Here is a 24,248-nt window from a genome sequence, read left to right on the forward strand (position 1 = left end):
CGTCGGACGAGGACGCGCCGTGCGGGCTCAGCCCGTCCAGCCGCCGCCGCGGCGGTAGGCGGGGGTGGCCAGGGCCAGGACGAGCAGCGCGGCCGCCGCGGCGCCGACCATGACCGCGGCCATCGCGACCGCGTCGCCGCCCAGCAGCCCCGACAAGGGCGAGACGACACCGGAGATCGTGGCCTGCGTCGCGCCGATGACGGCCGCGGCGGTCCCGGCGATCTCGCCGTGCCGGCTGAGCGCGAGCGCGGACGCGTTGGGCGGCGCGAAGTTCACCATCGCCAGGACGAGCCACAGCATGACGAGGAGCACGGGCAGGCCGCCGACGCCGGTGATCGCGATGCCCAGCAGGCCGAGCGTGAGCGCCAGCGAGACGGGCAGCACCACGCGGATGATCCGGATGGGTGCGACCCGCCGCACGAGCGCGGCGTTGACCTGCGCACCCGCGACGAGCCCGATCCCGTTGAGCGCGAACAGCAACGAGAACTGGTGCGACGTGAGGCCGAACCCCTCCTGCAGGACGAACGGCGAGCCGACGACGTAGCTCATCAGCACGGCGTTGCCGAGCCCGGGCATGATCGCGAGCGCGACGAAGTGCCGGTCGCGCAGCAGCGTGCCGTAGCCCCGCAGGGCGGCGCGCAGACCGCCGTCGCGACGACGCTCCGCGGGGAGCGTCTCCGGCAGCCGCCGCCAGCACACGACCCACAGCGCCGCGCCGAACAGCCCGAGCGCGACGAACACCGCGCGCCACCCGAACTCCCCGGCGATCAGCCCGCCGACCGACGGTGCGAACAGCGGCGCGATCCCGATGACGAGCATGAGCCGCGAGATCAGCCGCGACGCGTCGGCGCCGACGAACCGGTCGCGGATGACCGCCATCGCCACGACCGTGGCGGACGCGTTGAAGAAGCCCTGCAGCACGCGCAGCGCGATGAGCATCTCGACGCCCGTGACGACCGCGCACAGCAGCGACGTGACGATGTGCAGCGCGACACCGACCAGCACGGGCAGCCGACGGCCGAACCTGTCCGAGAGCGGACCGATGACGAGCTGGCCGACCGCACCGCCCAGCATCATCGCGCTCATGGTGAGCTGGGCCGCGGTCGCGGACGTGCCCAGGTCGCGGGCGACCTCGGGCAGTGACGGCAGGTAGATGTCGTTGGAGATCGCGGGCAGCGCGCACATCATGCCCAGCAGCAGCACGTACCGGGCGTCGGGGCGGTAGGTGCGCGCGGGTGCGGCGTCGGTGGGCACGCTCGGGGGCTGGGTGCGCTGGGCGGTGTCGGTCACGTGGCGTCTCGGTGTCGGGGTCGGAGGGCCGCCGGAGCATCCCGTCGACCGTCGCCGGCGGTCCGTCGTCGGCTGTCGCCCGCCCATGGTGACATCGCCGACCGCGCCCGCGCGAATCGATTCGACCTCGTGACCCGAACGCGTGTCGCCCATGACCACGGCTTGACCACGACGCGCGCGTTCCCGGGCCCTGCGGGCCTCGCGAGCCCGTGTCGGAGCCACCTGGCAGGGTGGGACGCATGTGTGGTCGCTACGCCTCCTTCCGGGAGGACCAGGCCCTGGCCGACGAGTTCGCGGTCGCCGTCGTCGCCGACGACGTGCGGCTGCTGCCGCCGTCGTGGAACGTCGCCCCGACCGACGGGGTGCGCATGGTCGTCGAGCGCGCCGACCGCGAGACCGGCGAGATCACCCGCCAGCTGCGCCTCGCGCGGTGGGGCCTGGTGCCGTCGTGGGCCAAGGACCCGTCGGTCGGCAACCGGATGATCAACGCGCGCGTCGAGAGCGTCGCGGACAAGCCCGCGTTCGCACGCCCGTTCGCGCAGCGCCGCGCCCTCATCCCCGCCGACGGCTACTACGAGTGGCGCAAGCCCAGCCCGGACGCCGCCGCGGGCCGCAAGCAGCCGTACTACATCCACCCGTCCGACGGCTCACTCGTCGCGCTGGCCGGGCTCTACGAGTTCTGGCGGGACCCGAGCAAGGCCGACGACGACCCGGACCGCTGGCTCGTCTCGACCACGATCCTCACGCGGCCCGCGAGCGAGCCCCTCGCATTCATCCACGACCGTCAGCCGGTGATGCTCCCGCACGCCGCGTGGGACGTGTGGCTGGACCCCGCCGTCGACGCGGCGGGCGCGCGTGACCTGCTCGTCGCCGACCCTCCCGCGCTCGAACCCACGCCAGTGCGCCCCCTGGTCAACGCGGTCCGCAACAATGGCCCCGACCTGCTCGTCCCCGACCCGTCGCCGGACGTCGAGAGCACCTGAGGTCGACGCGTGCCCTGCGCACGGCCGGTCGGGTGTCTCCGATCAGCGATAGACGTCAGGCGGGGTGGCGAGGAGCTGGACCGGGGTCACGGAGCCCAGGCCCTGCAGCTCGCGTGGCGGCTGCTCGACGAGCGAGAACCGCGGGTCGCCGCGCAGCGCCGCGGCCGTCGCGACGTCGGTCAGCACGCTCGACGGGTCCGCGATGTCGGTCAGGCGCGCCGCGAGGTTCACCGACGGCCCGAACACGTCCCCGAACCGTGACAGCACACGGCCCCACACGAGCCCGACGCGCACGGGCGTCACGCCGCGTGCGCCCTCGGCCAGGCCGCCGGTGCCCTGCGCGGACGTCACGTCGAGCTCGCGACCGAGCCGCTCGGCGAGCCCGAGGGCCACCAGCGCACCCGACTGCGGGGTGTCGGCGACGAACAGCACCGCGTCGCCGATCGTCTTGACGACCCGGCCACCGCCGGCGGTCACGACGTCACGCGCGGCGGCCTCGAAGCGCTGCACGAAGTGCGACAGGTCGGTCGACCCGAGCCCGGCGGTGCGCCGCGTGAACGAGACCATGTCGGCGAACCCCACGGCACGCGCGAGCGGCAGCGCACCGGGTTCCTCACCGGTCCGGCCGATCTCGCCGAACTCGGCCGCGTAGCGGCCGGCGATCGCGGCGAGCTGACGACGGTAGGAGTGCACCAGCTGGGCCTCGAGCACGGGGGCGAGATCCGCGAGCCGGTCCAGGACGAGCAGGCGCGCGGTCGCGTCGTCGAGCTCGTAGCGCGAGGCCATGTCCTCGACGAGCGCCTCGACCTGCCACAGCGCGAGGCGGTCCGACGTGTGCCCCAGGGCGCGGGTCAGGGTGATCACGGTGGTGAGGTCGAGCCCGTGGTCCCGCACGAGCGACGCGGCGCGCTCGACAGCGTCGGCGTCGTTCTCGGAGAAGTACTGGTCGTCGGGGTCCGCGTGCGGCAGGCCGAGCGTCGTCCAGAACATGGTGACGAAGTCGAGCCCGATCCCGGCGCGCTCGGCGAGCTCGCGCGCGCTGTGCGTGCGGCCACCGCCGAGCAGGGTGGAGTCGATCTCCTCGACCGTGGTCTCGAGCACGGGGTGCCGCGCGGTCGCGTCGTCGCCCGGCACGTCGTCGCCGGACGCGTCGCCGCCGGATTCGTCGTCGAGAGGGACGTCGTCGAGGGGGTCGGGCACGGGTCGAGGGTAGTTCACGGGGTGGTGCGCAGGTGACGCACGTCACCGGCGAGCACCCGAACGGGGTCGCCCGCGGCGGGCCGCACGACGAGCGCGCCGTCGTCGTCCAGGCGTTCGGCGACCCCGGTGAGGACCGTGCCGCCCGGCAGGTCGACGGCGACCTGCGTCCCGAGCGTCGAGGTCACCGCGGCGACCTCGTCGGCCAGGCCGGACTCCCGTGCGGACCCGCCCGCCTGGTCCCAGCGCGTCTCGATCGCCTCGAGCGCCTCCACGAGCCCGACGAGCAGCCCGAGCCGGTCCACGTGCCGCGCCCCCGCGAGCTCGAGCGAGCCCGCCGACGGCACGGGGAGCTCGTCGACGGTCTGCAGCACGTTGAGACCGATCCCGACGACGGCGGCGGTGCTCCCGTCAGCGAGCGTCACGAGCTCGGTGAGGATCCCGCCGACCTTGCGGTACGGCCCCCAGCCGTCGACGGGGGTCGTCGCGGGGACGAGCACGTCGTTGGGCCACTTGAGCGTGGCCGCCACGCCCGCGGTCGCGCGCACGGCGGTCACGGCGCCGAGCCCGGCGAGCAGCGGCAGCCAGCCGTAGAGCTCGGGGGGCATGCGCAGCCGGACGACGAACGAGCAGGTCACCGCGGTCCCGGGCGGTGTCTCCCAGACCCGGTCCCGTCGGCCGCGCCCCGAGGCCTGGTGGTCGGCCACCAGCAGGCTGCGGTCCGGCCACGACGTCGCGTCGGCACGCAGGTCGCACGTGACGTCGAGGTTGGTCGACCCGGTCCGCGGCACGACCTCGACGCGCGTGAGCGGCCCCGCGGGCCGTTGCAGCAGCCCGCGCACCTCGTCGGGGTCGAGCGTGGGTCGCGCGTCGGTCGTCATGGCGCCATCCTCCCGCCATCCTCGCGCGGCCACCCGTCCGGGCGGTCGGTTGTGGGATGACGACGACGCGGCGCGCGCAAACCCGTCCGCGCCACGCACGCGCCTGGAGCCTTTCGACAACTAGCCTCGGTCGGGTGACGCAGACCGAAGCCGCCCAGGACGCGACCCGGGAGCCCCCCCGCACCACCGCCGGCAAGCTCGCCGACCTCGCCGACCGCCACGCCGCGCAGCGTGCCGCCGAGTCGACCGCCGTCGACAAGCAGCACGCACGGGGCAAGAAGACGGCCCGCGAGCGCATCGACCAGCTCCTCGACCCGGGCTCGTTCACCGAGATCGACGCGTTCGTGCGTCACCGGTCGACGAACTTCGGCCTCGACAAGAAGCGCCTGCCCGGGGACGGCGTCGTCGTCGGGCACGGCACGGTCGACGGCCGCCCGGTCGCGGTGTACTCGCAGGACTTCACGGTCTTCGGCGGGAGCCTCGGCGAGGTGCACGGCCAGAAGATCACCAAGGTCATGGACCTCGCGCTGCGCACGGGCGTCCCACTGATCGGGATCAGCGACGGCGGTGGCGCGCGCATCCAGGAGGGTGTCGCGGGCCTCACGCAGTTCGCGGAGATCTTTCGCCGGAACGTGGCCGCGAGCGGGGTCATCCCGCAGATCAGCCTGATCCTGGGCCCGTCGGCGGGCGGCGCGGTGTACTCGCCCGCGCTGACCGACTTCATCATCATGGCCGACGGCACGTCGAACATGTTCATCACCGGCCCGGACGTCATCCGCACGGTCACGGGTGAGGACGTGGGCTTCGAGGAGCTCGGCGGCGCGACCACGCACAACACGCGCTCGGGCGTCGCGCACTACCTGGCGTCCGACGAGGACGACGCGATCGACTACGTGCGCTCGCTGCTGTCGTACCTGCCGCAGAACAACCTCACGGACCCGCCGCTCTACCCGCACGAGACGGACCTGGCGCCGGGCGAGCACGACCTCGCGCTCGACACCCTCGTCCCGGACTCGGACAACCAGCCGTACGACATGCGCACGGTCGTCGAGGCGGTGCTCGACGACGGCGTACTTCTCGAAGTGCAGCCGTTGTACGCGGGCAACGTCCTCATCGGGTTCGGGCACGTCGAGGGTCATCCCGTCGGCATCGTCGCGAACCAGCCGCAGCAGATGGCCGGCACGCTCGACATCAACGCGGCCGAGAAGGCCGCACGGTTCGTGCGCACGTGCGACGCGTTCAACCTCCCGGTGCTCACGTTCGTCGACGTCCCCGGCTTCCTGCCCGGGACCGACCAGGAGTGGAACGGCATCATCCGCCGCGGCGCGAAGCTGATCTTCGCGTACGCCGAGGCGACCGTCCCGCTCGTCACCGTCATCACCCGCAAGGCGTACGGCGGCGCGTACATCGTCATGGGCTCCAAGCAGCTGGGCGCCGACGTGAACCTCGCGTGGCCGACCGCGCAGATCGCGGTCATGGGCGCGAGCGGTGCGGTCAACATCCTGCAGCGCGGCGCGCTGAAGAAGGTCGCCGACGAGGGAGGCGACGTCGAAGCCGAGCGCAAGCGGCTCACGAGCGAGTACGAGGACGCGATCGTCAACCCGTGGGACGCTGCGGACCGGGGGTACGTCGACGCCGTGATCGAGCCGTCGGCGACCCGCGCCGAGATCACCAAGGCTCTGCGGCTGCTGCGCACCAAGCGTGCGAGCCTGCCGCCCAAGAAGCACGGCAACATCCCGCTCTAGGACAGGACCCACGATGACGCACGAGCACGACGACCAGCACGAGCACGACGACCACGGGCACGACTCGGCGTCGCACGGGTCGGCGCCGCTCACCGCCGTCGACCCCGCCGGCCTGCACGCCGCGGTCGACGCGCTCGCCGCGACCCTGCACGCGTACGTCGACACGGCGATCGGGGTGCGCGCCGAGTTCGGCTCGTCCGAGGCCGACGAGGACCCCCGCATCCTGGCGCTCGAGGCGCGCGTGGGCACCCTCAACGCCGGCCTGTACGACGCCATCCACGACCGGCTCGGCATGCACAGCGACCTCACGGGCATGACCTGGCAGGACGACGACGAGGACGACGAGGACACCCTCGGCGACGACGAGGAGAGCGACGCGTTCCACGTCGGACTCGTCGTGGTGCGCACCCCGGCCGCGGGCGACCGCACGCTCGACTCCGCGCTCGACGTGGTCGAGGCAGGCGCCGCGGACATCACCCAGACGCTCGTCGAGGCGGGCTTCTCGGTGGTCGAGTGGGGTGTCGCGCGCGGCGCGCACGTCGTCCTGGGCGACGAGGACGACGACGAGGACGACGAGTGAGCGACGACACCCAGCTCCAGGTGGTGCGCGGCGCGCCCGACGACGTCGAGCTCGCCGCGCTCGTCGCGGGACTGATGGCCGCCGCGACCGCGGCACCGGCCGACCACCAGACGCACTCGTCGGCGTGGTCGGACCGGCGCCGCCAGCTCCGCCCGGAGCCGGGCCCCCCTCCGGGACCGGACTCCTGGCGCTGGAGCCTGCGGGGTTGACGCGTGCGGCGCCCCCTGCGCGCCGCACGCGCGCGACCTGTCATCTCCTAGACGTCCGAGCGGCCCGTTTGGTTGGGTCCGCCGCGCAAGTTTCTCCGTGGTTGCGGCGGGCTACTGAGCAGTAGGGTCGAGCGCATGCGTGAAACCACAGCCGTCGACGCCGTCGCCGAGAAGTACGTCGCCACCCTCGCCGCTCTCGATCCGCTCGCCGCGACCGAGATGGGCCTGCCCGGCCACGACCACGAGATGACCGACCTGTCCCCCGCCGGCCACGACGAGCGGGACGCCCACACGCGCGCGACGCTGCGCGCGCTCGACGCGCTCGAGCCCGCGGACGACGTCGACCGCATCACGCTCGCCGCGATGCGCGAGCGCCTGGGCCTGTACGTCGAGCTGCACGACGCGGGCGAGCACCTGCGCGACCTGAACAACATCGCGTCGCCGGTGCAGGGACTGCGCGACGTGTTCGACATCATGCCGACGGGCGACATCGAGGCGTGGGAGAACATCGCGTCGCGCCTGACTGCCCTGCCCGCGACGATCGACGGCTACGTCGAGTCGCTGCGCGCGGGCGCCGCGCGCGGCCTGGTCCCCGCCGCGCGTCAGGTCGCCGAGGGCGCCGACCAGGCGGCCGAGCTCGCGGCCGCCGACTCGTTCTTCACCTCGTTCGTGCACGGCGAGGCCGCCGCCGCGGCGCTCGACGACTCGTCGTCGTGCGCTCTCGTCCGCGCCGAGCTCGAGCGCGGCGCCGCCGGGGCCCGCGAGGCCTACGGGCGCCTGGCCGAGTTCCTGCGCGACGAGCTGGCGCCGCAGGCGCCCCGCGAGGACGCCGCGGGACGCGACCGCTACTCGCTGTACTCGCGCGCGTTCTTGGGCGCGACGATCGACCTCGACGAGACCTACCAGTGGGGCCTCGAGGAGCTCGCGCGCGTCGTCGCCGAGCAGGAGGCCGTCGCCGCGCAGATCGCCGGCCCCGGCGCGACCGTCGAGCAGGCCGTCGCGGCGCTCGACGCCGACCCGGCCCGGACGCTGACCGGCACCGACGACCTGCGTCGCTGGATGCAGGAGACGTCGGACGCCGCGATCGCCGCGCTCGACGGCACGCACTTCGACATCCCGACGCCGCTGCACACGCTCGAGTGCCGCATCGCCCCGACGCAGAGCGGCGGCATCTACTACACCGGCCCGTCGGACGACTTCACGCGTCCCGGCCGCATGTGGTGGTCCGTGCCTGCCGACGTCTCGACGTTCAACACCTGGCGCGAGAAGACGACCGTCTACCACGAGGGCGTCCCCGGGCACCACCTGCAGGTCGGCGCCGCGGTCCACAACCGCGCCGAGCTCAACACGTGGCGCCGTCTGGCGTGCTGGACGTCGGGCCACGGCGAGGGCTGGGCGCTGTACGCCGAGCGCCTCATGGCCGACCTCGGCTTCCTCGACGACCCGGGCGACCGCCTCGGCATGCTCGACGGCCAGCGCATGCGTGCCGCGCGCGTCGTGTTCGACCTGGGCGTGCACCTGGGCCTGCCGGCGCCCGAGCAGTGGGGCGGCGGCCGCTGGGACGCGGACAAGGCGCTCGCGTTCCTGCTCGCCAACGTGAACATGCCCGAGTCGTTCGTGAAGTTCGAGTGGATGCGCTACCTGGGCTGGCCCGGGCAGGCGCCGTCCTACAAGGTCGGCCAGCGTCTGTGGGAGCAGACGCGTGACGCGGCCCGCGCCGCCCAGGGCGACGCGTTCGACCTGCGCGCGTTCCACGCCAAGGCCCTCAACCTGGGCTCGCTCCCCCTGGACGTGCTCAAGCTCGCGTTCTGACCCGCCTACGACGAAGGCCCGGTCCCCCACGGGGCCGGGCCTTCGTCGTGAGTGGGCTCAGAACAGCGTGTAGCCGTACTTGACCATCACCAGGCCGGCGAGCACGACGAGGAGCGCGATCGTCACGAACCAGTCGTTGCCACCCTGGACGAACCGGCGCCCCCACGGGCCCGCGCGGCCCGGCAGCGAGACGTTGCGTTCACGGACGTTGATCCGGGTCAGGCCCACCCAGACGAGCGTCGTCGTCACGGTGATGAGCAGGCACCAGGGGCACAGCGCGCCGATCACGAAGTACGCCATGCCGAACAGCCACCACGCGAAGACCAGGCCGAGCGTGTAGATGACCTGCGCGACCTGCATGAACCAGCGCGGGAACACGACGCCGCCGACCAGCGCGACCGCGACGGTCAGGACGACCGACTCCGCGGCGATCCCGAGGTACGCGTTGGGGAACCCGAACAGGCTCGCGGCCCAGTGCTTCGCGACCGTGCTGCAGCTGATCACCTCGTTGAGGTCACAGCTGGCCGACGCGTTCTTGTCGGCCGCGAGCGTGAGCGCCTCGATCGACAGGACGAACGACGCGAACAGGCCCAGGAGCCCGGAGATCACCATCTCGATCGCGGTGCGGCGACGCCAGGCCGGGTCGGGCGGGCCGAGCAGGTCGGGGTCCTCGTCGAGGACGACGTCGTCCAGGTCGAGGTCGTCGTCCAGCTCGGCGACCGGGTGCTGCTTGCTCACGTGCCCTCCTTGAGGCGTCCGCCACGACTCGACCGCCATGCGCCCTGCCCGCATGCGCCCTGCCCGCGCCGCAGCGCCACGCCATTGTGGCTCACGATCCTGTGCCTCCGATACGACGATCGTCCTCCTCGTCCCGCTTGCGCACCCGGTGCCGGCCCGTCGACGGAGCGCCCGCCGTTACGCTCGCGGGCGTGACCCGGTTGCTGCTCGCCTCTGCCTCGCCCGCTCGTCGGGCCACCCTGCGCGCGGCGGGGATCGAGCCGCTCGTCGCGACGTCGTCGGTCGACGAGGACGCGGCGCTCGCCGCCGCGCGCGAGCGGTTCGCGGGGCCGCAGGGCGTGCTCGACCCCGTGGACGCGGTGCTGGTGCTCGCACAGGCCAAGGCGCACGACGTGGCCGCGCACCTGCCCGACGAGCTCGCCGAGGCCGACGACCTCGTCGTGCTGGGCTGCGACTCGATGCTCGAGCTCGACGGCGAGATCCTGGGCAAGCCGCGCGACGAGGCCGACGCGACCGACCGCTGGCGGGCCATGCGCGGACGCGCGGGCACGCTGCACACGGGCCACTGGCTCGTCGACCTGCGCCAGCCCGACGAGAGCGCACCCGCGCCCCGGCCCGGGATGCTGGGCGCCGGCCGCGGCGCCGTGCTGGGCGACACGTCGTCGACCGTCGTGCACTTCGCGGACCTGAGCGACGACGAGATCGCGGCCTATGTGGCGACCCGCGAGCCGCTCGCGGTCGCCGGGGCGTTCACGATCGACGGTCTCGGCGGGCCGTTCGTCGAGCGCATCGAGGGCGACCACCACGGCGTCGTCGGCCTCTCGCTCCCGCTGCTGCGCACCCTCCTGGCCCAGATCGACCTCCCCCTCCACACCCTCTGGAACGCCTGACCCTCCACCAACCCAGCACCTGCTCCGGGCTCACCCGCGATCGGCCGGAGCAGACCCTGGGTCGCGGACGACCCCCACGGCCACCCAGCGATCACTCCGGCCTCAGCCGCGGAGAGCCGGAGCAGGCGCTGGGTCGCGGGGGTCGGGGTTGGCGGGCTGCGGCTGGGCGGGGGTGGCGGTGGGGCCACAGAGCTGGTGTGGTTGTGGGGATCGTGCAGCGAGCGTGCGGGTGGGACCGGAGTGGGCGCGCTGCCTCGTCGGGTTCCTACAAACGGGGGGCCGTCGCGGTGGGGCGGTTCGCCAATCTTGTCCCGCGTGCGGCGACGACGAGGTCCGGGTCGCGGTCGGGGCGTTACGGTGAGCCGTGCCCTCCAGCCTGCCTCCCTCCGGCCTGCGCAAGGTCCTCGTCGCCAACCGCGGCGAGATCGCCGTCCGCATCGTCCGTGCGTGCCGCGACGCCGGTGTCGCGTCGGTCGCCGTGTACGCCGACCAGGACCGCACCGCGCTGCACGTCACGCTCGCCGACGAGGCGTACGCGCTCGACGGGGCCCGCGCGGCGGACACCTACCTCTCGATCGACAAGCTGCTCGACGTCGCGGCCCGCTCCGGCGCCGACTCGGTGCACCCCGGCTACGGCTTCCTCGCGGAGAACGCCGACTTCGCGCGTGCGGTGATCGGCGCGGGGCTCACGTGGATCGGCCCGTCGCCGGACGCGATCGAGGCGCTCGGCGACAAGGTCAGCGCGCGGCACATCGCGCAGCGTGCGGGCGCGCCCCTCGTCGCGGGTACGCCCGACCCGGTCTCGGGCGCCGACGAGATCCACGCGTTCGTCGCGGAGCACGGCCTGCCGATCGCGATCAAGGCTGCGTTCGGTGGCGGCGGGCGCGGGTTGAAGGTGGCGCGCACGTCCGACGAGATCGACGAGATGTACGAGTCCGCGGTGCGCGAGGCCGTCGCGGCGTTCGGCCGCGGCGAGTGCTTCGTCGAGCGGTACCTGGACAAGCCCCGCCACGTCGAGACCCAGTGCCTCGCGGACGCGTACGGCACGGTCGTCGTCGTCAGCACGCGTGACTGCTCGCTGCAGCGCCGCCACCAGAAGCTCGTCGAGGAGGCGCCCGCGCCGTTCCTCACCGAGGCGCAGCGCACGCAGCTCGTCGAGTCGAGCAAGGCGATCCTGCGCGAGGCCCACTACCAGGGCGCCGGGACGTGCGAGTTCCTGGTCGGCGCCGACGGCACGGTCTCGTTCCTCGAGGTCAACACGCGGCTGCAGGTCGAGCACCCGGTCACGGAGGAGATCTCCGGGATCGACCTCGTGCGCGAGCAGCTGCGGATCGCGGCGGGTGAGCCGCTCGGGTACGACGAGGTCGTCACGCGCGGGCACTCGCTCGAGTTCCGCATCAACGGCGAGGACCCCGCCGCGAACTTCCTGCCCGCCCCCGGGCGCATCTCCACGCTGCGCTTCCCGTCCGGCCCCGGCGTGCGGGTCGACTCGGGCGTCGTGGAGGGCGACACCGTCTCGGGCGCGTTCGACTCGATGATCGCGAAGCTCGTCGTGACGGGGGCGGACCGGCAGCAGGCGATCGCGCGCGCCAAGCGCGCACTCGCCGAGCTGGAGGTCGTGGGCATCCCCACGGTCGTGCCGTTCCACCGCGCGGTGCTCGAAGACGAGGCGTTCGCGCCGGCCGATCCCGAGACGCCGTTCACGGTCCACACGCGCTGGATCGAGACGCAGTTCGCGGACACCCTCGCCACGCTCGGCAAGGCCCCCGCCGCGGCATCGGTCGAGGAGGCCGACGAGGCACCCGTCCTGGAGCGCGTCGTCGTCGAGGTCGGCGGCAAGCGGCTCGAGGTCGTCCTGCCCGCGGCGCTCGCGCTCGGCCGGGCCGCCGGCGCCCGGTCGGCCGGTGCGCCCCGCCGCCCCGCGCGACGCACCAGCGCGCCCAAGGCGTCGGCCAACGGCACCACGCTCACCTCGCCGATGCAGGGCACGATCGTCAAGGTCGCCGTGGCCGACGGCGCGACGGTCGCCGAGGGTGACCTCGTCGTCGTGCTCGAGGCCATGAAGATGGAGCAGCCGCTGGTCGCCCACCGCGCGGGGACCGTGACTGGCCTGGCCGCCGGCGTGGGGGCGAGCGTGAGCGCCGGGACCGCGATCTGCGAGATCGTCGACTGACCGACGGAGCCACCGACTCATGACCGAGCCGCACGCGCCCGAGCCGCACGGTGACTGAACCGCCTCGTCACGCGCCCGCGCCGGGCGACGGCTGGGTGCAGTGCGCGTGCGGCTCACGGCACTGGGGGCTGCACGGCGCCGCAGGGCTGCTGGTCGCGCGACGCACGCCGGGCGGCGCCGCCACGCACGTCCTGCTGCAGCACCGCGCGCCGTGGAGCCACCACGGCGGGACGTGGGGCATCCCTGGTGGAGCCCGGCACCCGGACGAGGACGCGACCGCCGCCGCGCTGCGTGAGGCCGGCGAGGAGGCCGGGGTCCCGGCCGACGCCGTCCGCCCGTTCGCGACGCGCGTCCTGACCCACCCGAACTGGTCGTACACGACGGTCCTGGCCGACGAGGTCCACGCGTTCGACGCGCGCGCGACGGACGCCGAGTCCCTCGAGATCGCCTGGGTCCCGGTCGCGGACGTCGCGGCGCTCGACCTCCTGCCGGCGTTCGCGGAGGCGTGGCCCGCGCTGCGCGCCGCGCTCGACGACCGACCTGCCACGAGCGACGTCCCTGGTCCCGGCGCCGCCACCGTCCGAGGTGATGCGCGACACACGACGCAGGGTGGTCACCCACTCCCGCACGGGCGATCCGAGGAGTAGCGTCGCCCGACGTGTGAGGGAAGCCTTGCCTCACCCCCGTACCGGGCACCCGGCACGGACGTCGCTCCTGAACGGTCCCCCATGGTCGCCAACTTCCTCATCGGTCTGCGCGAGGGCCTCGAGGCCGCGCTCGTCGTGAGCATCCTCGTCGCCTACCTCGTCCGGACCGGTAGGCGCGACCTGCTCCCGGCCCTGTGGTCCGGGGTCGCGGTCGCCGTCGGCGCGTCGCTGCTGTTCGGGGCGCTGCTGACGTTCGGGCCCCAGGGGCTCTCGTTCGAGGCGCAGGAGGCGATCGGCGGGTCGCTGTCGATCGTCGCGGTCGGGCTCATCACCTGGATGATCTTCTGGATGGCCAAGACGGCCCGCCACCTCAAGGCGGACCTGCAGCACCGGCTCGACGACGCGATCGCGGCCGGCAAGGGCGCGGTCGTCGTCATGGCGCTGCTCGCGGTGGGCCGCGAGGGCCTCGAGACCGCGCTGTTCCTGTGGGCCGGCGCGCAGGCGACGTCCTCGGGCAGCGCGGCCCCCCTCGTCGGCGCCGCGCTCGGCATCGCGGTCGCGGTCGCGATCGCGTGGCTGATGTACCGCGGCGCGGTCCGGCTCGACCTGCGCCGGTTCTTCGCGTGGACGGGCCTGTTCCTCATCCTCGTCGCGGCGGGCGTGCTGTCCTATGGCGTGCACGACCTGCAGGAGGCCGCGATCCTGCCGGGCCTCGACCGGCTCGCGTTCGACGTCTCCGCGACCGTCCCGCCCTCGTCCTGGTACGGGACGCTGCTCAAGGGCGTCTTCAACTTCACGCCCGCGACCACGTGGCTGCAGCTCGTCGCCTGGACCAGCTACGTCGCGGTCGTCCTCACGCTGTTCATCCGCACCACGTGGGGCCACCGCCCCGCAGCCGCTGCTCGTCCCACCGCTGCGTCCACGACGGCCCGCGTCGCGGCCTGACGCGCCGCGACCCGCCGCACCTGAGGAGATCCATGTCCCGCACCACCGTCGGCGCGCTCGCGCTCGCCGCCCTGGTCCTTCCGCTCGCCGCCTGCGTCGACAACGACCCCGCCGCGGGTGCGTCCACCGCAGCGCTCACGGTGAGCAGCACGGCCGACGCGTGCACGGTCTCGTCGGCCACGGCCGAGTCCGGGACGCTGACGTTCCAGGTCACCAACGACGGGTCGGACGTCACCGAGTTCTACCTGCTCGGTGAGGACGGCCTGCGCGTGGTGTCCGAGGTCGAGAACATCGGCCCGGGCATCACGCGCGACCTCGTCGTGCAGGTGCGGCCCGGCACGTACTTCACGGCGTGCAAGCCCGGCATGGTCGGCGACGGCATCCGCGCGCAGTTCACCGTGACGGACTCGGGCGACGACGTGGGCCCGTCGGGCGACGTCGCCGAGCAGCTGACGACCGCCGAGGCGCAGTACGTCGCGTACGTGAAGGACCAGGTGGGCGCGCTGATCGCGGGCACGCAGGAGTTCGCCGCCGCGTACAAGGCCGGCGACGACGAGCAGGCGCGCGCGCTGTACGCCGCGACACGCGTGCACTGGGAGCGGGTCGAGCCCGTCGCGGAGTCGTTCGGCGACCTCGACCCGCTGACCGACGCGCGTGAGGCCGACCTCGAGGACGGCCAGACCTGGAGCGGGTGGCACTACCTCGAGAAGGACCTGTGGCCCCCGCTCGCGGCCGACAACGGCGGCCAGGAGTACGTCCCGCTCACCGACGCCGAGCGCACCAAGGCCGCCGACGACCTCGTCGGCTGGACGCAGGACCTCGTCGACCAGGTCAACGACCCGGACTTCACGTTCGAGGCGTTCCAGATCTCCAACGGCGCCAAGGAGCTGCTCGACGAGGTCGCGACGGGCAAGGTCACGGGCGAGGAGGAGATCTGGTCGCACACCGACCTGTGGGACTTCCAGGCCAACGTCGACGGCGCGCGCGTCGCGTACGAGGTCCTCGCCGACGTGGTCGAGGCGCAGGACCCCGACCTCGCGGCCACGCTCCTCGAGCGGTTCGCCGCGCTCGACGCGCTGCTCGCCGAGCAGGGCTCGGTCGAGGCCGGCTTCACGCCGTACGACGAGCTCACCGAGCAGGAGGTCAAGGCGCTCTCGACCGCCGTCGACGCGCTCTCGGAGCCGCTCTCCGAGCTCACCGCGGTCGTCACGGGCGCCTGACGTGACCGAGGAGACCTCCGCGGCCGAGCCGCGCGGCATCTCGCGCCGCGCGCTGCTCGGCGGCGGGCTGCTCGGCGCCGCGGCCGTCGGCGCCGCGGGCTTCGGGCTGGGCCGCGCGACCACCGGCGAGGCCTCAGCGGGGGCCGCCACACCCGGCACGTTCGCGTTCACCGGCGAGCACCAGGCCGGCATCGTCACGCCCGCGCAGGACCGGCTCTACCTCGCGGCGTTCGACGTCACGACGAACGACCGCGACGACCTCGTCGCGCTGCTGCAGCGCTGGACGACGATCGCCGCGCGGCTCACGCAGGGCCTCGCGGCGGGCTCGTACGGCCCGTCGTCGGGGCCCTACGACGCGCCGCCGGACGACACGGGCGAGGTCGCCGACCTGCCCCCCGCGGGACTGACGATCACGTTCGGCTTCGGCCGGTCCCTGTTCGTCACGCCCGACGGCACCGACCGGTTCGGGCTCGCCGACCGGCTACCCGACGCGCTCGTCGAGCTCCCCCACTTCCCCGCCGACAACCTGGACCCGGCGCGGTGCGACGGCGACCTCGTGGTCCAGGCGTGCGCGGACGACCCGCAGGTCGCGGTGCACGCGATCCGCAACCTGTCGCGCGCGGCGTTCGGCGCCGCGACGATCCGCTGGACGCAGCTCGGCTACGGGCGCACGTCGTCGACGTCGACCGCGCAGCGCACGCCGCGCAACCTGTTCGGCTTCAAGGACGGCACCGCCAACCTCAAGGCCGAGGACCCCGCGCACGTGGCCGAGCACGTCTGGGTCCCGGCTGCGGCGGCCGCCGCGGACAGCCGCGACTCGGCGTGGCTCACGGGCGGGTCGTACCTCGTCGCACGGCGCATCCGCATGACGATCGAGACGTGGGACCGCACGTCGCTGCGCGAGCAGGAGGCGCTCGTCGGGCGGACCAAGGGTGAGGGCGCGCCGTTGTCGGGCGGGACCGAGTTCACCGAGCCGGACTTCGCGGTGACCGGACGCGACGACCAGCCGCTCGTCGCCATGAACAGCCACGTGCGGCTCGCTCACCCGACGCACAACGGCGGCGTGCGGATGCTGCGCCGCGGCTACAACTTCACCGACGGGAACGACGCGCTCGGCCGGCTCGACGCGGGCCTGTTCTTCCTCGCGTTCGTCACCGACCCGCGCACGCACTACATCCCGATGCAGAACACGCTCTCGCGCGACGACGGCCTCATGGAGTACCTGCAGCACACGGGCTCGGGCCTGTTCGCGGTTCCGCCCGGGCTGCCCGACGGCTCGCTCGTCGTCGGCGAGGACGGCACGCCGATCACGACGAGCGCGAGCCCGTTCGTCGGCCAGGCGCTGTTCGCCTGACCGTCACGGCGGTCACGGCACTCACGACGCGAGCAGCGCCGCCACGTCCTGCGGGTACGGGAACGAGCCGGGCTCGTAGGCGCACAGCGGGTCCGCGGCGAACGCGTCGCCCGTCGCGGCGTACGCCCGCGAGCGCGAGCCGCCGCACACGCGCGCGAACTCGCACGTGCCGCACCGCCCCGTCAGGCGCGACGAGTCGCGCAGCCCGGTGAACAGCGGCGACGACCGGTAGATGTCGGGCAGGGTCTGCTCGCGCACGTCCCCGGCGGCGACCGGGAGGAAGCCCGACGGGTGCACGGTCCCGACGTGCGAGACGAACACGAACCCGTACCCCGCGTTGACGTTGAGCGGCGGCCGACGGGTGCGCTCACCGTCACCCCACCCGAACGCCGCGGTGCGCTCCGTCAGCTCGGCGTACAGGTCGCCGAGACCGAGGGCGGCCACGTGGTCGACACCGCGGTCCGCGAGCACCGCGCGCTGCAGCGCGACGCGGCGGAAGTGGTGGCCCTCGGTCGTCTTGACCGGGACGTGCGGGCCCAGGTCGTACAGGTAGTTCATGACGTCCTCGGCCTGCTGCGCGCTGAGCGCGCCGAGGTCCACGCCGCGGCCCATCGGGACCAGCATGAACGCGCTCCACGTCATCGCGCCCTGCGCCCGCACCAGGGCGGCGAGGTCCGGCAGCTCGTGCACGGTCCGGCTCGACATGGTCGAGTTGACCTGCACCTTCATCCCGAGCTCGCGCGCCACCGCCCACGCCTCGACCGTCCGGTCGAACGTACCCGGGACGCGACGGAAGCCGTCGTGCACCGCGGCGGTCGCGCCGTCGAGCGAGAGCGACATCGCGGTCACCCCGGCGTCCTGCAGCGCGACGAGTGCCGCACGGTCGAGCTTGTCGGTGCCGGACGGCGAGACCGCGACCGCGAGCCCCAGCGCGCGACCGCGGCGGACCAGCTCAGTCAGGTCCTCGCGCTCGAAGCAGTCGCCCCCGGTGATGACGAAGATCGGCGCGGGCCGGCCGAACGACGCGACCTGGCGCATGAGCTCGGTCGCCTCGTCGGTGTCGAGCTCGCGCGGGTCGCGCCGGGGTGCGGCCTCGGCGCGGCAGTGCACGCACGACAGCGCGCACGCGCGCGTCGCCTCCCAGATCACGAGCAGCGGCCGGTCGGCCGGGTCGTGGCGGACGGTGCGGACGACGGGTCCGTGCGGGCGCATGGTGGGCATGCTGCACCCCGCGGGGCGCCGCGGCCCGGGACGTGCGTCCCTGGCCGCCCCGGCGCGTAGCCTTCGGCCGTGACGATCAGCACCGACGACCGCGCCCCCGCCACGACGAGGCCGCCCGACGACGGGACCCCGACGCGCGTCTGGCTGCTCGCGGCACTCGCCACCGCGACGCTCGAGCTCGTGCGCGCGAGCGGCCCGCTGCTCGACCACGCGTTCGCGTCGGGCGTGGTGACCGCGGGCGTCTCCGCGCTCGTGACCTACGGCGCGACGGGTGTCGTCGTCGCGGTGCTGCTGCTCGCGACCGGGGCGCGCGGCGGCGTGCCGTCGGGCCGCACGGTCGTCGTGGGCGCGGCCGTCCTCGCGGTGCTCCGGCTCGTCCTGCAGGGCCTCGACGGGGACGCGCGCTACTGGCTCGGCCTGGCCACCGTCGCGTGGGCGTGCGGCGTCCTGGTGCTCGCGGTCGCGTTCGTCGCCGGGCGGGTCCAGGGGCCGCGTCAGGCCGCGCTCGGGCTCGTGCTGGGTGCCGGGCTGTCGGTGGGTGTGCAGGTGCTCCTGGGCTCGTGGGACGCGCTGTGGCGCTCGTCGTGGGTGGGCTGGGCGGTCGCGCTGCTCGTGGCGCTCGCACCGCTCGCCGCGTTCCGCGTGGCCCGTCCCGGCACCGGGGCCGGCGAGCCCGCGACGGTCCGCCCGCGACGCCTGTGGGCGCTCGGGCTGTACGTGGGGCTCGCCGCGATGATCGGGGCGAACCCCGCGTTCCTGGCCTCGCAGTCGGGCGTCGCGCTCGGCTGGGCCGGGGTCGCGATCGTCGTCGCGACGGGGGCCGGCGGGTGGCTGCTGCTGCGTCCGGACCGGTGGTCGGGGTCCGTGCGCGTGGGTGCCGCGGTGCTGCTGGTCGGGGCCGTCGCGGCGGCGATGCTCACGACCGGGTGGGCGGCGCTCGCCGCGGTGGTCGTGCTCGACGTCGTCGTCGGGATCGTGCTGGTCGGGACGCTGTCGATCCGCCGGCCCGCGCCGCTCGGCACGTGGCGCGCCGCGGGAGCCGCGACGCTCGCGGGCCTGGGCGTGATCCTGCCCGTGCTCGTCTACATGATCGACTACGACGTCCCGCTGCCGGTCGACAACGCGATCGTGCCGATCCTCGCCGCGGTCGTCGTCGCGTCCACGGGGCTGCGCCACCGGGCACCCGGCGAGCCGGCGGAGCGGACGCCCGACGAGCGCCAGCCCGCGCGCGTGCGCTCGGTGCGGCTGCTGCTCGTCCCCGCCGCGGCCCTCGCGCTCGTCGGCCTGGCGCCGTCCACGACGAGCACGCACGGCTCGGACGTCCCGGACCGTGCCGCGGGTGACGAGCTCACCGTGGTCGGCTGGAACCTGCACTACGGGGTCTCGCCGCTCGGTGGCGTCGACCTCGAGGTCGTCGCCGCGACGATCGAGGCGGCCGACCCGGACGTCGTCCTGCTGCAGGAGGTCGAGCGTGGCTGGGTGTTCGGCGGCGGCGCGGACATGGCGACGTGGCTCGGGCACCGGCTCGGCATGACGGTCGAGTTCGCGCCCGCGGCCGACCACCAGTTCGGCAACGCGATCCTGGCCCGGTCGGCGCTGACCGACGTCGCGATGCACCCGCTGCCGTACGGCGCGGGGCCGCAGGGGCGGTCGGCGCTGTCCGCGACCGTCACGACCGCCGCCGGCGAGCCCGTGCGCGTGACGAGCGTGCACCTGCAGCACCGCGCGGAGAACACGCCCACGCGCCTCGACCAGCTCGACGCGCTGCTGGCCGCCGAGCCCGTGACGGGACCGTCGGTGCTGGCCGGCGACCTCAACGCCGAGCCGGGCTGGCCCGAGATCACCCTGCTCGAGGACGCGGGCTGGGTCAGCGCGGTCGACGCCGTGGGCGACCCGGACGCCCTGACGTCGCCGTCGGTGGACCCCGAGCAGCGCATCGACTGGGTGTTCGGTCAGCAGGTGACGTTCACCCAGGCGACGGTCGTGACGGGCGTGACCGCGTCCGACCACCTTCCGGTGGTCGCGCACCTGACGCTCCCCTGACCGCAGGCACCCGCGGGTCCGTCGTGGTCGGCCCCGCGGGCCGGTCAGTCGGCCGCGGGGTGGTGCAGGGTCCGGGCGACCTCGGCGAGCGAGCCGGACATCGACGGGTAGACCGTGATGACCTCGGCGATCTGGTCGACCGAGAGCCGGTGCGTGATCGCGAGCGCGAGCGGGAACACCGACTCCGACGCGCGCGGCCCGACGAGCACCGCGCCCAGGACCGTGCCCGCGCCGGGGCTCGCGAAGATCTTGACGAACCCCTCCCGCACGCCGAGCATCTTGGCGCGCGGGTTACGCGTGATCGGCAGCGTGCTGACCTCGTAGGGCAGACCCTCGTCGGCCAGGCGCTTCTCGGAGAAGCCGACCGTCGCGATCTCGGGTGCGGTGAAGATGTTCGCCGCGACCGCGCGCAGCGACAGCGGCGTGACCGCGTCCCCGAGCGCGTGGGACATCGCGATGCGGCCCTGCGTCGCGGCGACCGACGCGAGCGGCAGGACGCCCGTGACGTCGCCGGCCGCGTACACGCCGCGCGCGCTGGTCCGCGAGACCTTGTCGACCTCGATGTGCCCCGACGGCGACAGGCGCACGCCGGCCTCCTCGAGCCCGAGCCCGCTCGTCGTCGGGATGGACCCGACGGCGAACAGCACGTGCGAGCCCTCGACCTCACGACCGTCGGCCAGCGTCACGACGACCCCGTCGGCGGTACGCCGCGCGCCGGCCGCGCGCGAGCGAGACAGCACCGTCATGCCGCGGCGCTTGAACACGTCCTCGATGAGCTCGGCGGCGTCGACGTCCTCGCCCGGCAGCACGCGGTCACGCGACGAGACCAGCGTGACGTCGGCGCCGAGCGAGGTGTACGCGCCCGCGAACTCGGCGCCGGTCACGCCCGACCCCACGACGATGAGCTTGTCGGGCAGCGCCGGCAGGTCGTAGAGCTGCGTCCACGTGAGGATGCGCTCGCCGTCCGGCCGCGCCTCGGGCAGCTCGCGCGGGCGCGCACCGGTCGCGACGAGCACCACGTCGGCCTCGAGGGTGCGCTCGGGGGCGCCGTCGGTCGAGGTCACCACCACGCGCTGCGGGCCGTCGAGCCGGCCGTGCCCGAGCACGACGTGCACGCCCTCCTTCTCGAGCCGCGCCCGGATGTCCGCGGACTGCGCGGCGGCGAGCGCCTTGACGCGCGTGTTCACGGCGGCGAGGTCGATGTGGTGGCGGTGGTCCGCGCCGAACCCGCTGCGGATGCCGAGCTCGGGCGCACGGTCGGCGATCGTCATCCACTCGGCGGTGGCGATGAGCGTCTTGGAGGGCACGACGTCCGTGAGCACCGCGGCGCCGCCGAGCCCCTGGGTCTCCACGACGGTCACGTCGGCGCCGAGCCGCCGCGCGACCAGCGCAGCCTCGTACCCGCCGGGCCCGCCCCCGACGACGACGACACGGGTCTCGGGCAGGGCGGGGGTGCCGGGAGGTGTGCTCACGACCTGCATTCTGCCGTCTGGCGGACTGCTGCTCCCGTCGGGCCCGGCTAACCTGCGAGTCATGAGCGACGACCTCGACCTCGACGACCCGACGACCGATCCGTTCGAGGTGGCCCGTGCGGCCGCCGCGTACCTGGCGCAGGCCACGGGGGTGACGCAGCACGACGTGGCGCTCGTCCTCGGCTCAGGCTGGGGCGGCGCGGCGGACCTCCTGGGCGAGACCGTCGCCGAGGTCGCGAGCACCGACGTCCCCGGCTTCTCGGCGGCGGCCGTGCACGGCCACGTCGGGACCATCCGCTCGGTCCGCATCGGGGAGACCGGCAAGCACGCGATGGTCCTCGGCTCGCGCACCCACCTCTACGAGGGCAAGGGCGTGCGTCGTGTCGTGCACGGCATGCGGACCGCGGCCGCGGCCGGTGCCTCGGTCGTCGTCCTGACGAACGGCTGCGGCGGGCTGAACCCCGCGTGGGGCCCGGGCACGCCCGTGCTCATCAGCGACCACATCAACCTCACCGCGACCTCGCCGCTCGAGGGCGCGACGTTCGTCGACCTCACGGACCTGTACTCCGCGCGCCTGCGGACGCTCGCTCGTGAGGTCGACGCGACCCTCGACGAGGGCGTGTACGTCCAGTTCCGCGGGCCGCACTACGAGACCCCCGCGGAGGTGCGGATGGCCGGGCGCATCGGCGGTGACCTGGTCGGCATGTCGACGACGCTCGAGGCGATCGCCGCGCGCCAGGCCGGCATGGAGGTCCTCGGCATCTCCCTGGTCACCAACCTGGCGGCGGGCATCAGCCCGGTGCCGCTGTCGCACGCGGAGGTGCTCGAGGCCGGGCAGGCCGCCGGACCGCGCATCAGTGCCCTGCTCGCGGACATCATCCGGCGCGTGTGACCCGCCGCTGAGCCGCTCGTAACCTGCGGGGCGGCGCACGGGCCGGGACGTTCGGTTCGTGCGTCGCCCTACCGGTCAGTACCTTGGGGCCATGAGCCGCGACGAGCCGTGGGAGGACCTGCGAGCGCAGGTCGAGGCGTGGATCGACGACGACCCGGACCCGCAGACGGCCGACGAGCTCCGCGAGCTCGTGCGGGTCGCGGACGAACGGCCGCCCGGCCTCGTCAGCGGTGTCGCGCCCGACCCCGAGCAGGACGCCGTGCTGCGCGCGGCGGCGATCGCGCGCGCCGAGCTCGCCGATCGCTTCCAGGGTCTGCTGCAGTTCGGTACCGCGGGCCTGCGCGGTGCGATCGCGGGCGGCCCGCACCGCATGAACCGTGCCGTGGTGATCCGTGCGGCCGCGGGCCTGGCCGACTACCTGCTGGGCGAGCTCGACGGGCTCACGCCGCGCCCGCGCGTCGTCGTCGGCTACGACGCTCGGCACAACTCGCACGCGTTCGCGCTCGACACCGCGGCCGTGCTGACGGCCGTCGGGATCGAGGTGCTGCTGCTCCCCCGCCCGCTGCCCACACCGCTGCTCGCGTTCAGCGTGCTGCGCTTCGAGGCGGACGCGGGCGTCATGGTCACCGCGTCGCACAACCCCCCGCAGGACAACGGCTACAAGGTCTACCTCGGCGGGCGCGTCGTGACCGACGGCGGCCAGGGCGCGCAGATCGTGCCGCCCGCCGACGCGGCCATCGCGGCGGAGATCGCGCGCGTGCCCTCGGTCGCGTCCGTGCCGCGCGCGGACCACGGCTGGACCGTGCTGGGCGAGGACGTCGTGGACGCGTACGTCGAGGCGACGCTCGCGCTCGCCGACCCGACCGCCCGGTTCGCCGCCGCCGACCTCTCGATCGTCCTGACGCCGCTGCACGGCGTGGGCGGCGCGGTCGCGGAGCGCGTGCTGCGCGCCGCGGGCTTCACCGACCTGCTCGTCGTCCCCGAGCAGGAGGCGCCCGACCCCGACTTCCCCTCGGTCGCGTTCCCGAACCCCGAGGAGCCCGGCGCGATCGACCTCGCCCTGGGTCTCGCGTCCGACCGCGGCGCGGACCTCGTCATCGCGCTCGACCCGGACGCGGACCGGTGCGCGGTCGCCGTCCGCGACCCGCGTGCCCGCGCCTACCGCGGCCCGGACACCGCCGGCGCCGAGGGCTGGCGCATGCTGCACGGCGACGAGACCGGCGCGCTGCTCGGCCAGGTCGCCGCCGAGCGGATCCGCGACGACCTCGGTCCCGTCGACCCGGAGGCCACGTTCGCGAGCTCGATCGTCTCCTCGCGCCAGCTCGCGGAGATCGCGGCGGCAGCGGGGGTGCGGCACGTGCAGACGCTCACCGGCTTCAAGTGGCTCTCACGCGTGGACGGTCTGGTCTACGCCTACGAGGAGGCGCTCGGCTACTGCGTGGCGCCGGGCAACGTGCGCGACAAGGACGGCATCTCCGCCGCGCTCCTGGTCGCAGGCCTCGCGGCGCGCCTCAAGGCCGGCGGCAGCACGCTGATCGACGCGCTCGACGACCTCGCGCGCACGCACGGCCTCTACCTCACGGGCCAGGTCTCGGCGCGGTACGACGACCTCGCGCAGATCCCCGCGACCGTCGGGCGGCTGCGCGAGCACCCGCCGACCACGCTCGCGGGCGCGTCCGTGACGCGCGTCGTCGACCTCGCGCGGGGCACCGAGGAGGAGCGCGGCGGCCTGCCGCCCACCGAAGGGCTGCGGCTCGACGCCGCCGACGGCACGCGCGTCATCGTGCGCCCCTCGGGCACCGAGCCGAAGGTCAAGTGCTACCTCGAGGTCGTCGAGCCGGTCCTGCCCGACGCCGACGACGAGGCCGTGGGCGTCGCGCGGCGCCAGGCCCGCGCCCGGCTGGACGCGGTCGCCGCCGACATGCGCGCGGCGCTCGGCATCGTCTGAGGGCCGGA

20 protein-coding genes are annotated in these 24,248 nt (G+C 74.3%); 14 read left to right on the top strand and 6 right to left on the bottom strand.

Annotated elements, in window-relative coordinates; translation table 11 throughout:
- Positions 1-27 precede the first annotated feature (27 nt).
- On the bottom strand, positions 28-1,290 hold the full coding sequence (locus CGE01nite_RS03025) for a multidrug effflux MFS transporter (protein ID WP_369796437.1): 1,263 nt from the start codon (positions 1,288-1,290) through the stop codon (positions 28-30).
- A 239-nt stretch (positions 1,291-1,529) separates the two neighbouring features.
- On the opposite strand from CGE01nite_RS03025, the gene CGE01nite_RS03030 reads away from it, so the two are divergent.
- Positions 1,530-2,273, top strand: a complete 744-nt coding sequence (locus CGE01nite_RS03030; RefSeq protein WP_141368904.1) for an SOS response-associated peptidase — start codon at positions 1,530-1,532, stop codon at positions 2,271-2,273.
- Positions 2,274-2,315: 42 nt separating this feature from the next.
- On the opposite strand, the gene CGE01nite_RS03035 is transcribed toward CGE01nite_RS03030, so the two are convergent.
- Both CGE01nite_RS03035 and CGE01nite_RS03040 read right to left on the bottom strand, forming a co-directional pair.
- Entirely contained in the window at positions 2,316-3,473 is a 1,158-nt protein-coding gene (locus CGE01nite_RS03035; protein ID WP_371857564.1) for an adenylate/guanylate cyclase domain-containing protein, read from the bottom strand.
- 14 nt (positions 3,474-3,487) lie between these two features.
- The gene (locus CGE01nite_RS03040; protein ID WP_141368906.1) at positions 3,488-4,351 is read right to left on the bottom strand and encodes a biotin--[acetyl-CoA-carboxylase] ligase; all 864 of its coding nucleotides are present in this window, start codon (positions 4,349-4,351) and stop codon (positions 3,488-3,490) included.
- 56 nt (positions 4,352-4,407) lie between these two features.
- On the opposite strand from CGE01nite_RS03040, the gene CGE01nite_RS03045 reads away from it, so the two are divergent.
- The 4 genes from CGE01nite_RS03045 to CGE01nite_RS03060 all read left to right on the top strand — a co-directional run bounded on the left by CGE01nite_RS03045 (position 4,408) and on the right by CGE01nite_RS03060 (position 8,697).
- On the top strand, positions 4,408-6,096 hold the full coding sequence (locus CGE01nite_RS03045; protein WP_369796439.1) for an acyl-CoA carboxylase subunit beta: 1,689 nt from the start codon (positions 4,408-4,410) through the stop codon (positions 6,094-6,096).
- Positions 6,097-6,109: 13 nt separating this feature from the next.
- Positions 6,110-6,676 (top strand): hypothetical protein, encoded by a 567-nt coding sequence (locus CGE01nite_RS03050; protein ID WP_141368908.1) that lies wholly within the window; start codon positions 6,110-6,112, stop codon positions 6,674-6,676.
- Positions 6,673-6,885, top strand: a complete 213-nt coding sequence (locus CGE01nite_RS03055) for an acyl-CoA carboxylase subunit epsilon (protein WP_048341220.1) — start codon at positions 6,673-6,675, stop codon at positions 6,883-6,885. The genes CGE01nite_RS03050 and CGE01nite_RS03055 overlap by 4 nt, the downstream gene beginning before the upstream one ends.
- A 135-nt stretch (positions 6,886-7,020) precedes the next feature.
- A complete protein-coding gene (locus CGE01nite_RS03060) occupies positions 7,021-8,697 on the top strand; it encodes a DUF885 domain-containing protein (RefSeq protein ID WP_141368910.1) in 1,677 nt (558 codons plus the stop codon).
- A gap of 57 nt (positions 8,698-8,754) precedes the next feature.
- Here the strand turns inward: CGE01nite_RS03060 and CGE01nite_RS03065 are convergent, their stop codons facing one another.
- A complete protein-coding gene (locus CGE01nite_RS03065; RefSeq protein WP_082156100.1) occupies positions 8,755-9,435 on the bottom strand; it encodes a vitamin K epoxide reductase family protein in 681 nt (226 codons plus the stop codon).
- 191 nt (positions 9,436-9,626) lie between these two features.
- Here CGE01nite_RS03065 and CGE01nite_RS03070 point away from each other — a divergent pair, with 191 nt between their 5' ends.
- From CGE01nite_RS03070 to efeB, 6 genes are all read left to right on the top strand, one after another.
- The gene (locus CGE01nite_RS03070) at positions 9,627-10,325 is read left to right on the top strand and encodes a Maf family protein (protein WP_141368914.1); all 699 of its coding nucleotides are present in this window, start codon (positions 9,627-9,629) and stop codon (positions 10,323-10,325) included.
- 364 nt (positions 10,326-10,689) lie between these two features.
- Positions 10,690-12,498, top strand: a complete 1,809-nt coding sequence (locus CGE01nite_RS03075; protein WP_229747244.1) for an acetyl/propionyl/methylcrotonyl-CoA carboxylase subunit alpha — start codon at positions 10,690-10,692, stop codon at positions 12,496-12,498.
- A 50-nt stretch (positions 12,499-12,548) separates the two neighbouring features.
- The gene (locus CGE01nite_RS03080) at positions 12,549-13,145 is read left to right on the top strand and encodes an NUDIX hydrolase (protein WP_141368916.1); all 597 of its coding nucleotides are present in this window, start codon (positions 12,549-12,551) and stop codon (positions 13,143-13,145) included.
- Positions 13,146-13,226: 81 nt separating this feature from the next.
- Positions 13,227-14,090 carry an iron uptake transporter permease EfeU gene (gene efeU / locus CGE01nite_RS03085; protein WP_048341223.1) on the top strand — a complete coding sequence of 288 codons (864 nt, stop codon included), beginning with the start codon at positions 13,227-13,229 and terminating at the stop codon, positions 14,088-14,090.
- Positions 14,091-14,122: 32 nt separating this feature from the next.
- Positions 14,123-15,310 (top strand): iron uptake system protein EfeO, encoded by a 1,188-nt coding sequence (gene efeO, locus CGE01nite_RS03090; protein WP_141368918.1) that lies wholly within the window; start codon positions 14,123-14,125, stop codon positions 15,308-15,310.
- A 1-nt stretch (position 15,311) separates the two neighbouring features.
- On the top strand, positions 15,312-16,664 hold the full coding sequence (gene efeB / locus CGE01nite_RS03095) for an iron uptake transporter deferrochelatase/peroxidase subunit (protein WP_141368920.1): 1,353 nt from the start codon (positions 15,312-15,314) through the stop codon (positions 16,662-16,664).
- Between the two features lie 21 nt (positions 16,665-16,685).
- Here the strand turns inward: efeB and CGE01nite_RS03100 are convergent, their stop codons facing one another.
- Positions 16,686-17,885, bottom strand: coding sequence for a TIGR04053 family radical SAM/SPASM domain-containing protein (locus tag CGE01nite_RS03100; RefSeq protein ID WP_048341226.1), 1,200 nt, complete (start codon positions 17,883-17,885; stop codon positions 16,686-16,688).
- Positions 17,886-17,954: 69 nt separating this feature from the next.
- Here CGE01nite_RS03100 and CGE01nite_RS03105 point away from each other — a divergent pair, with 69 nt between their 5' ends.
- Positions 17,955-19,928 carry an endonuclease/exonuclease/phosphatase family protein gene (locus CGE01nite_RS03105; RefSeq protein WP_141368922.1) on the top strand — a complete coding sequence of 658 codons (1,974 nt, stop codon included), beginning with the start codon at positions 17,955-17,957 and terminating at the stop codon, positions 19,926-19,928.
- A gap of 44 nt (positions 19,929-19,972) precedes the next feature.
- Here CGE01nite_RS03105 and CGE01nite_RS03110 read toward each other — a convergent pair whose 3' ends face one another.
- Positions 19,973-21,409 carry an NAD(P)H-quinone dehydrogenase gene (locus tag CGE01nite_RS03110; RefSeq protein WP_141368924.1) on the bottom strand — a complete coding sequence of 479 codons (1,437 nt, stop codon included), beginning with the start codon at positions 21,407-21,409 and terminating at the stop codon, positions 19,973-19,975.
- A gap of 52 nt (positions 21,410-21,461) precedes the next feature.
- Between CGE01nite_RS03110 and CGE01nite_RS03115 the strand changes: the two genes are divergently transcribed.
- On the top strand, positions 21,462-22,292 hold the full coding sequence (locus tag CGE01nite_RS03115) for a purine-nucleoside phosphorylase (protein ID WP_141368926.1): 831 nt from the start codon (positions 21,462-21,464) through the stop codon (positions 22,290-22,292).
- Between the two features lie 91 nt (positions 22,293-22,383).
- The gene (locus CGE01nite_RS03120) at positions 22,384-24,240 is read left to right on the top strand and encodes a phospho-sugar mutase (protein WP_141368928.1); all 1,857 of its coding nucleotides are present in this window, start codon (positions 22,384-22,386) and stop codon (positions 24,238-24,240) included.
- Positions 24,241-24,248 lie beyond the last annotated feature (8 nt).

It is taken from the genome of Cellulomonas gelida (genome assembly GCF_006538725.1).
GTDB lineage: Bacteria > Actinomycetota > Actinomycetes > Actinomycetales > Cellulomonadaceae > Cellulomonas > Cellulomonas gelida.

What these genes read in the sequence shown, in the direction of transcription:
- CGE01nite_RS03110 (WP_141368924.1), bottom strand. Translation starts at nt 21,409, where the DNA reads ATGCAGGTCGTGAGCACACCTCCCGGCACCCCCGCCCTGCCCGAGACC.
- CGE01nite_RS03050 (WP_141368908.1), top strand. Translation starts at nt 6,110, where the DNA reads ATGACGCACGAGCACGACGACCAGCACGAGCACGACGACCACGGGCAC.
- efeO (WP_141368918.1), top strand. Translation starts at nt 14,123, where the DNA reads ATGTCCCGCACCACCGTCGGCGCGCTCGCGCTCGCCGCCCTGGTCCTT.
- CGE01nite_RS03115 (WP_141368926.1), top strand. Translation starts at nt 21,462, where the DNA reads ATGAGCGACGACCTCGACCTCGACGACCCGACGACCGATCCGTTCGAG.
- CGE01nite_RS03120 (WP_141368928.1), top strand. Translation starts at nt 22,384, where the DNA reads ATGAGCCGCGACGAGCCGTGGGAGGACCTGCGAGCGCAGGTCGAGGCG.
- CGE01nite_RS03100 (WP_048341226.1), bottom strand. Translation starts at nt 17,885, where the DNA reads ATGCCCACCATGCGCCCGCACGGACCCGTCGTCCGCACCGTCCGCCAC.
- CGE01nite_RS03060 (WP_141368910.1), top strand. Translation starts at nt 7,021, where the DNA reads ATGCGTGAAACCACAGCCGTCGACGCCGTCGCCGAGAAGTACGTCGCC.
- CGE01nite_RS03030 (WP_141368904.1), top strand. Translation starts at nt 1,530, where the DNA reads ATGTGTGGTCGCTACGCCTCCTTCCGGGAGGACCAGGCCCTGGCCGAC.
- efeU (WP_048341223.1), top strand. Translation starts at nt 13,227, where the DNA reads ATGGTCGCCAACTTCCTCATCGGTCTGCGCGAGGGCCTCGAGGCCGCG.
- CGE01nite_RS03040 (WP_141368906.1), bottom strand. Translation starts at nt 4,351, where the DNA reads ATGACGACCGACGCGCGACCCACGCTCGACCCCGACGAGGTGCGCGGG.
- CGE01nite_RS03045 (WP_369796439.1), top strand. Translation starts at nt 4,408, where the DNA reads ATGACGACGACGCGGCGCGCGCAAACCCGTCCGCGCCACGCACGCGCC.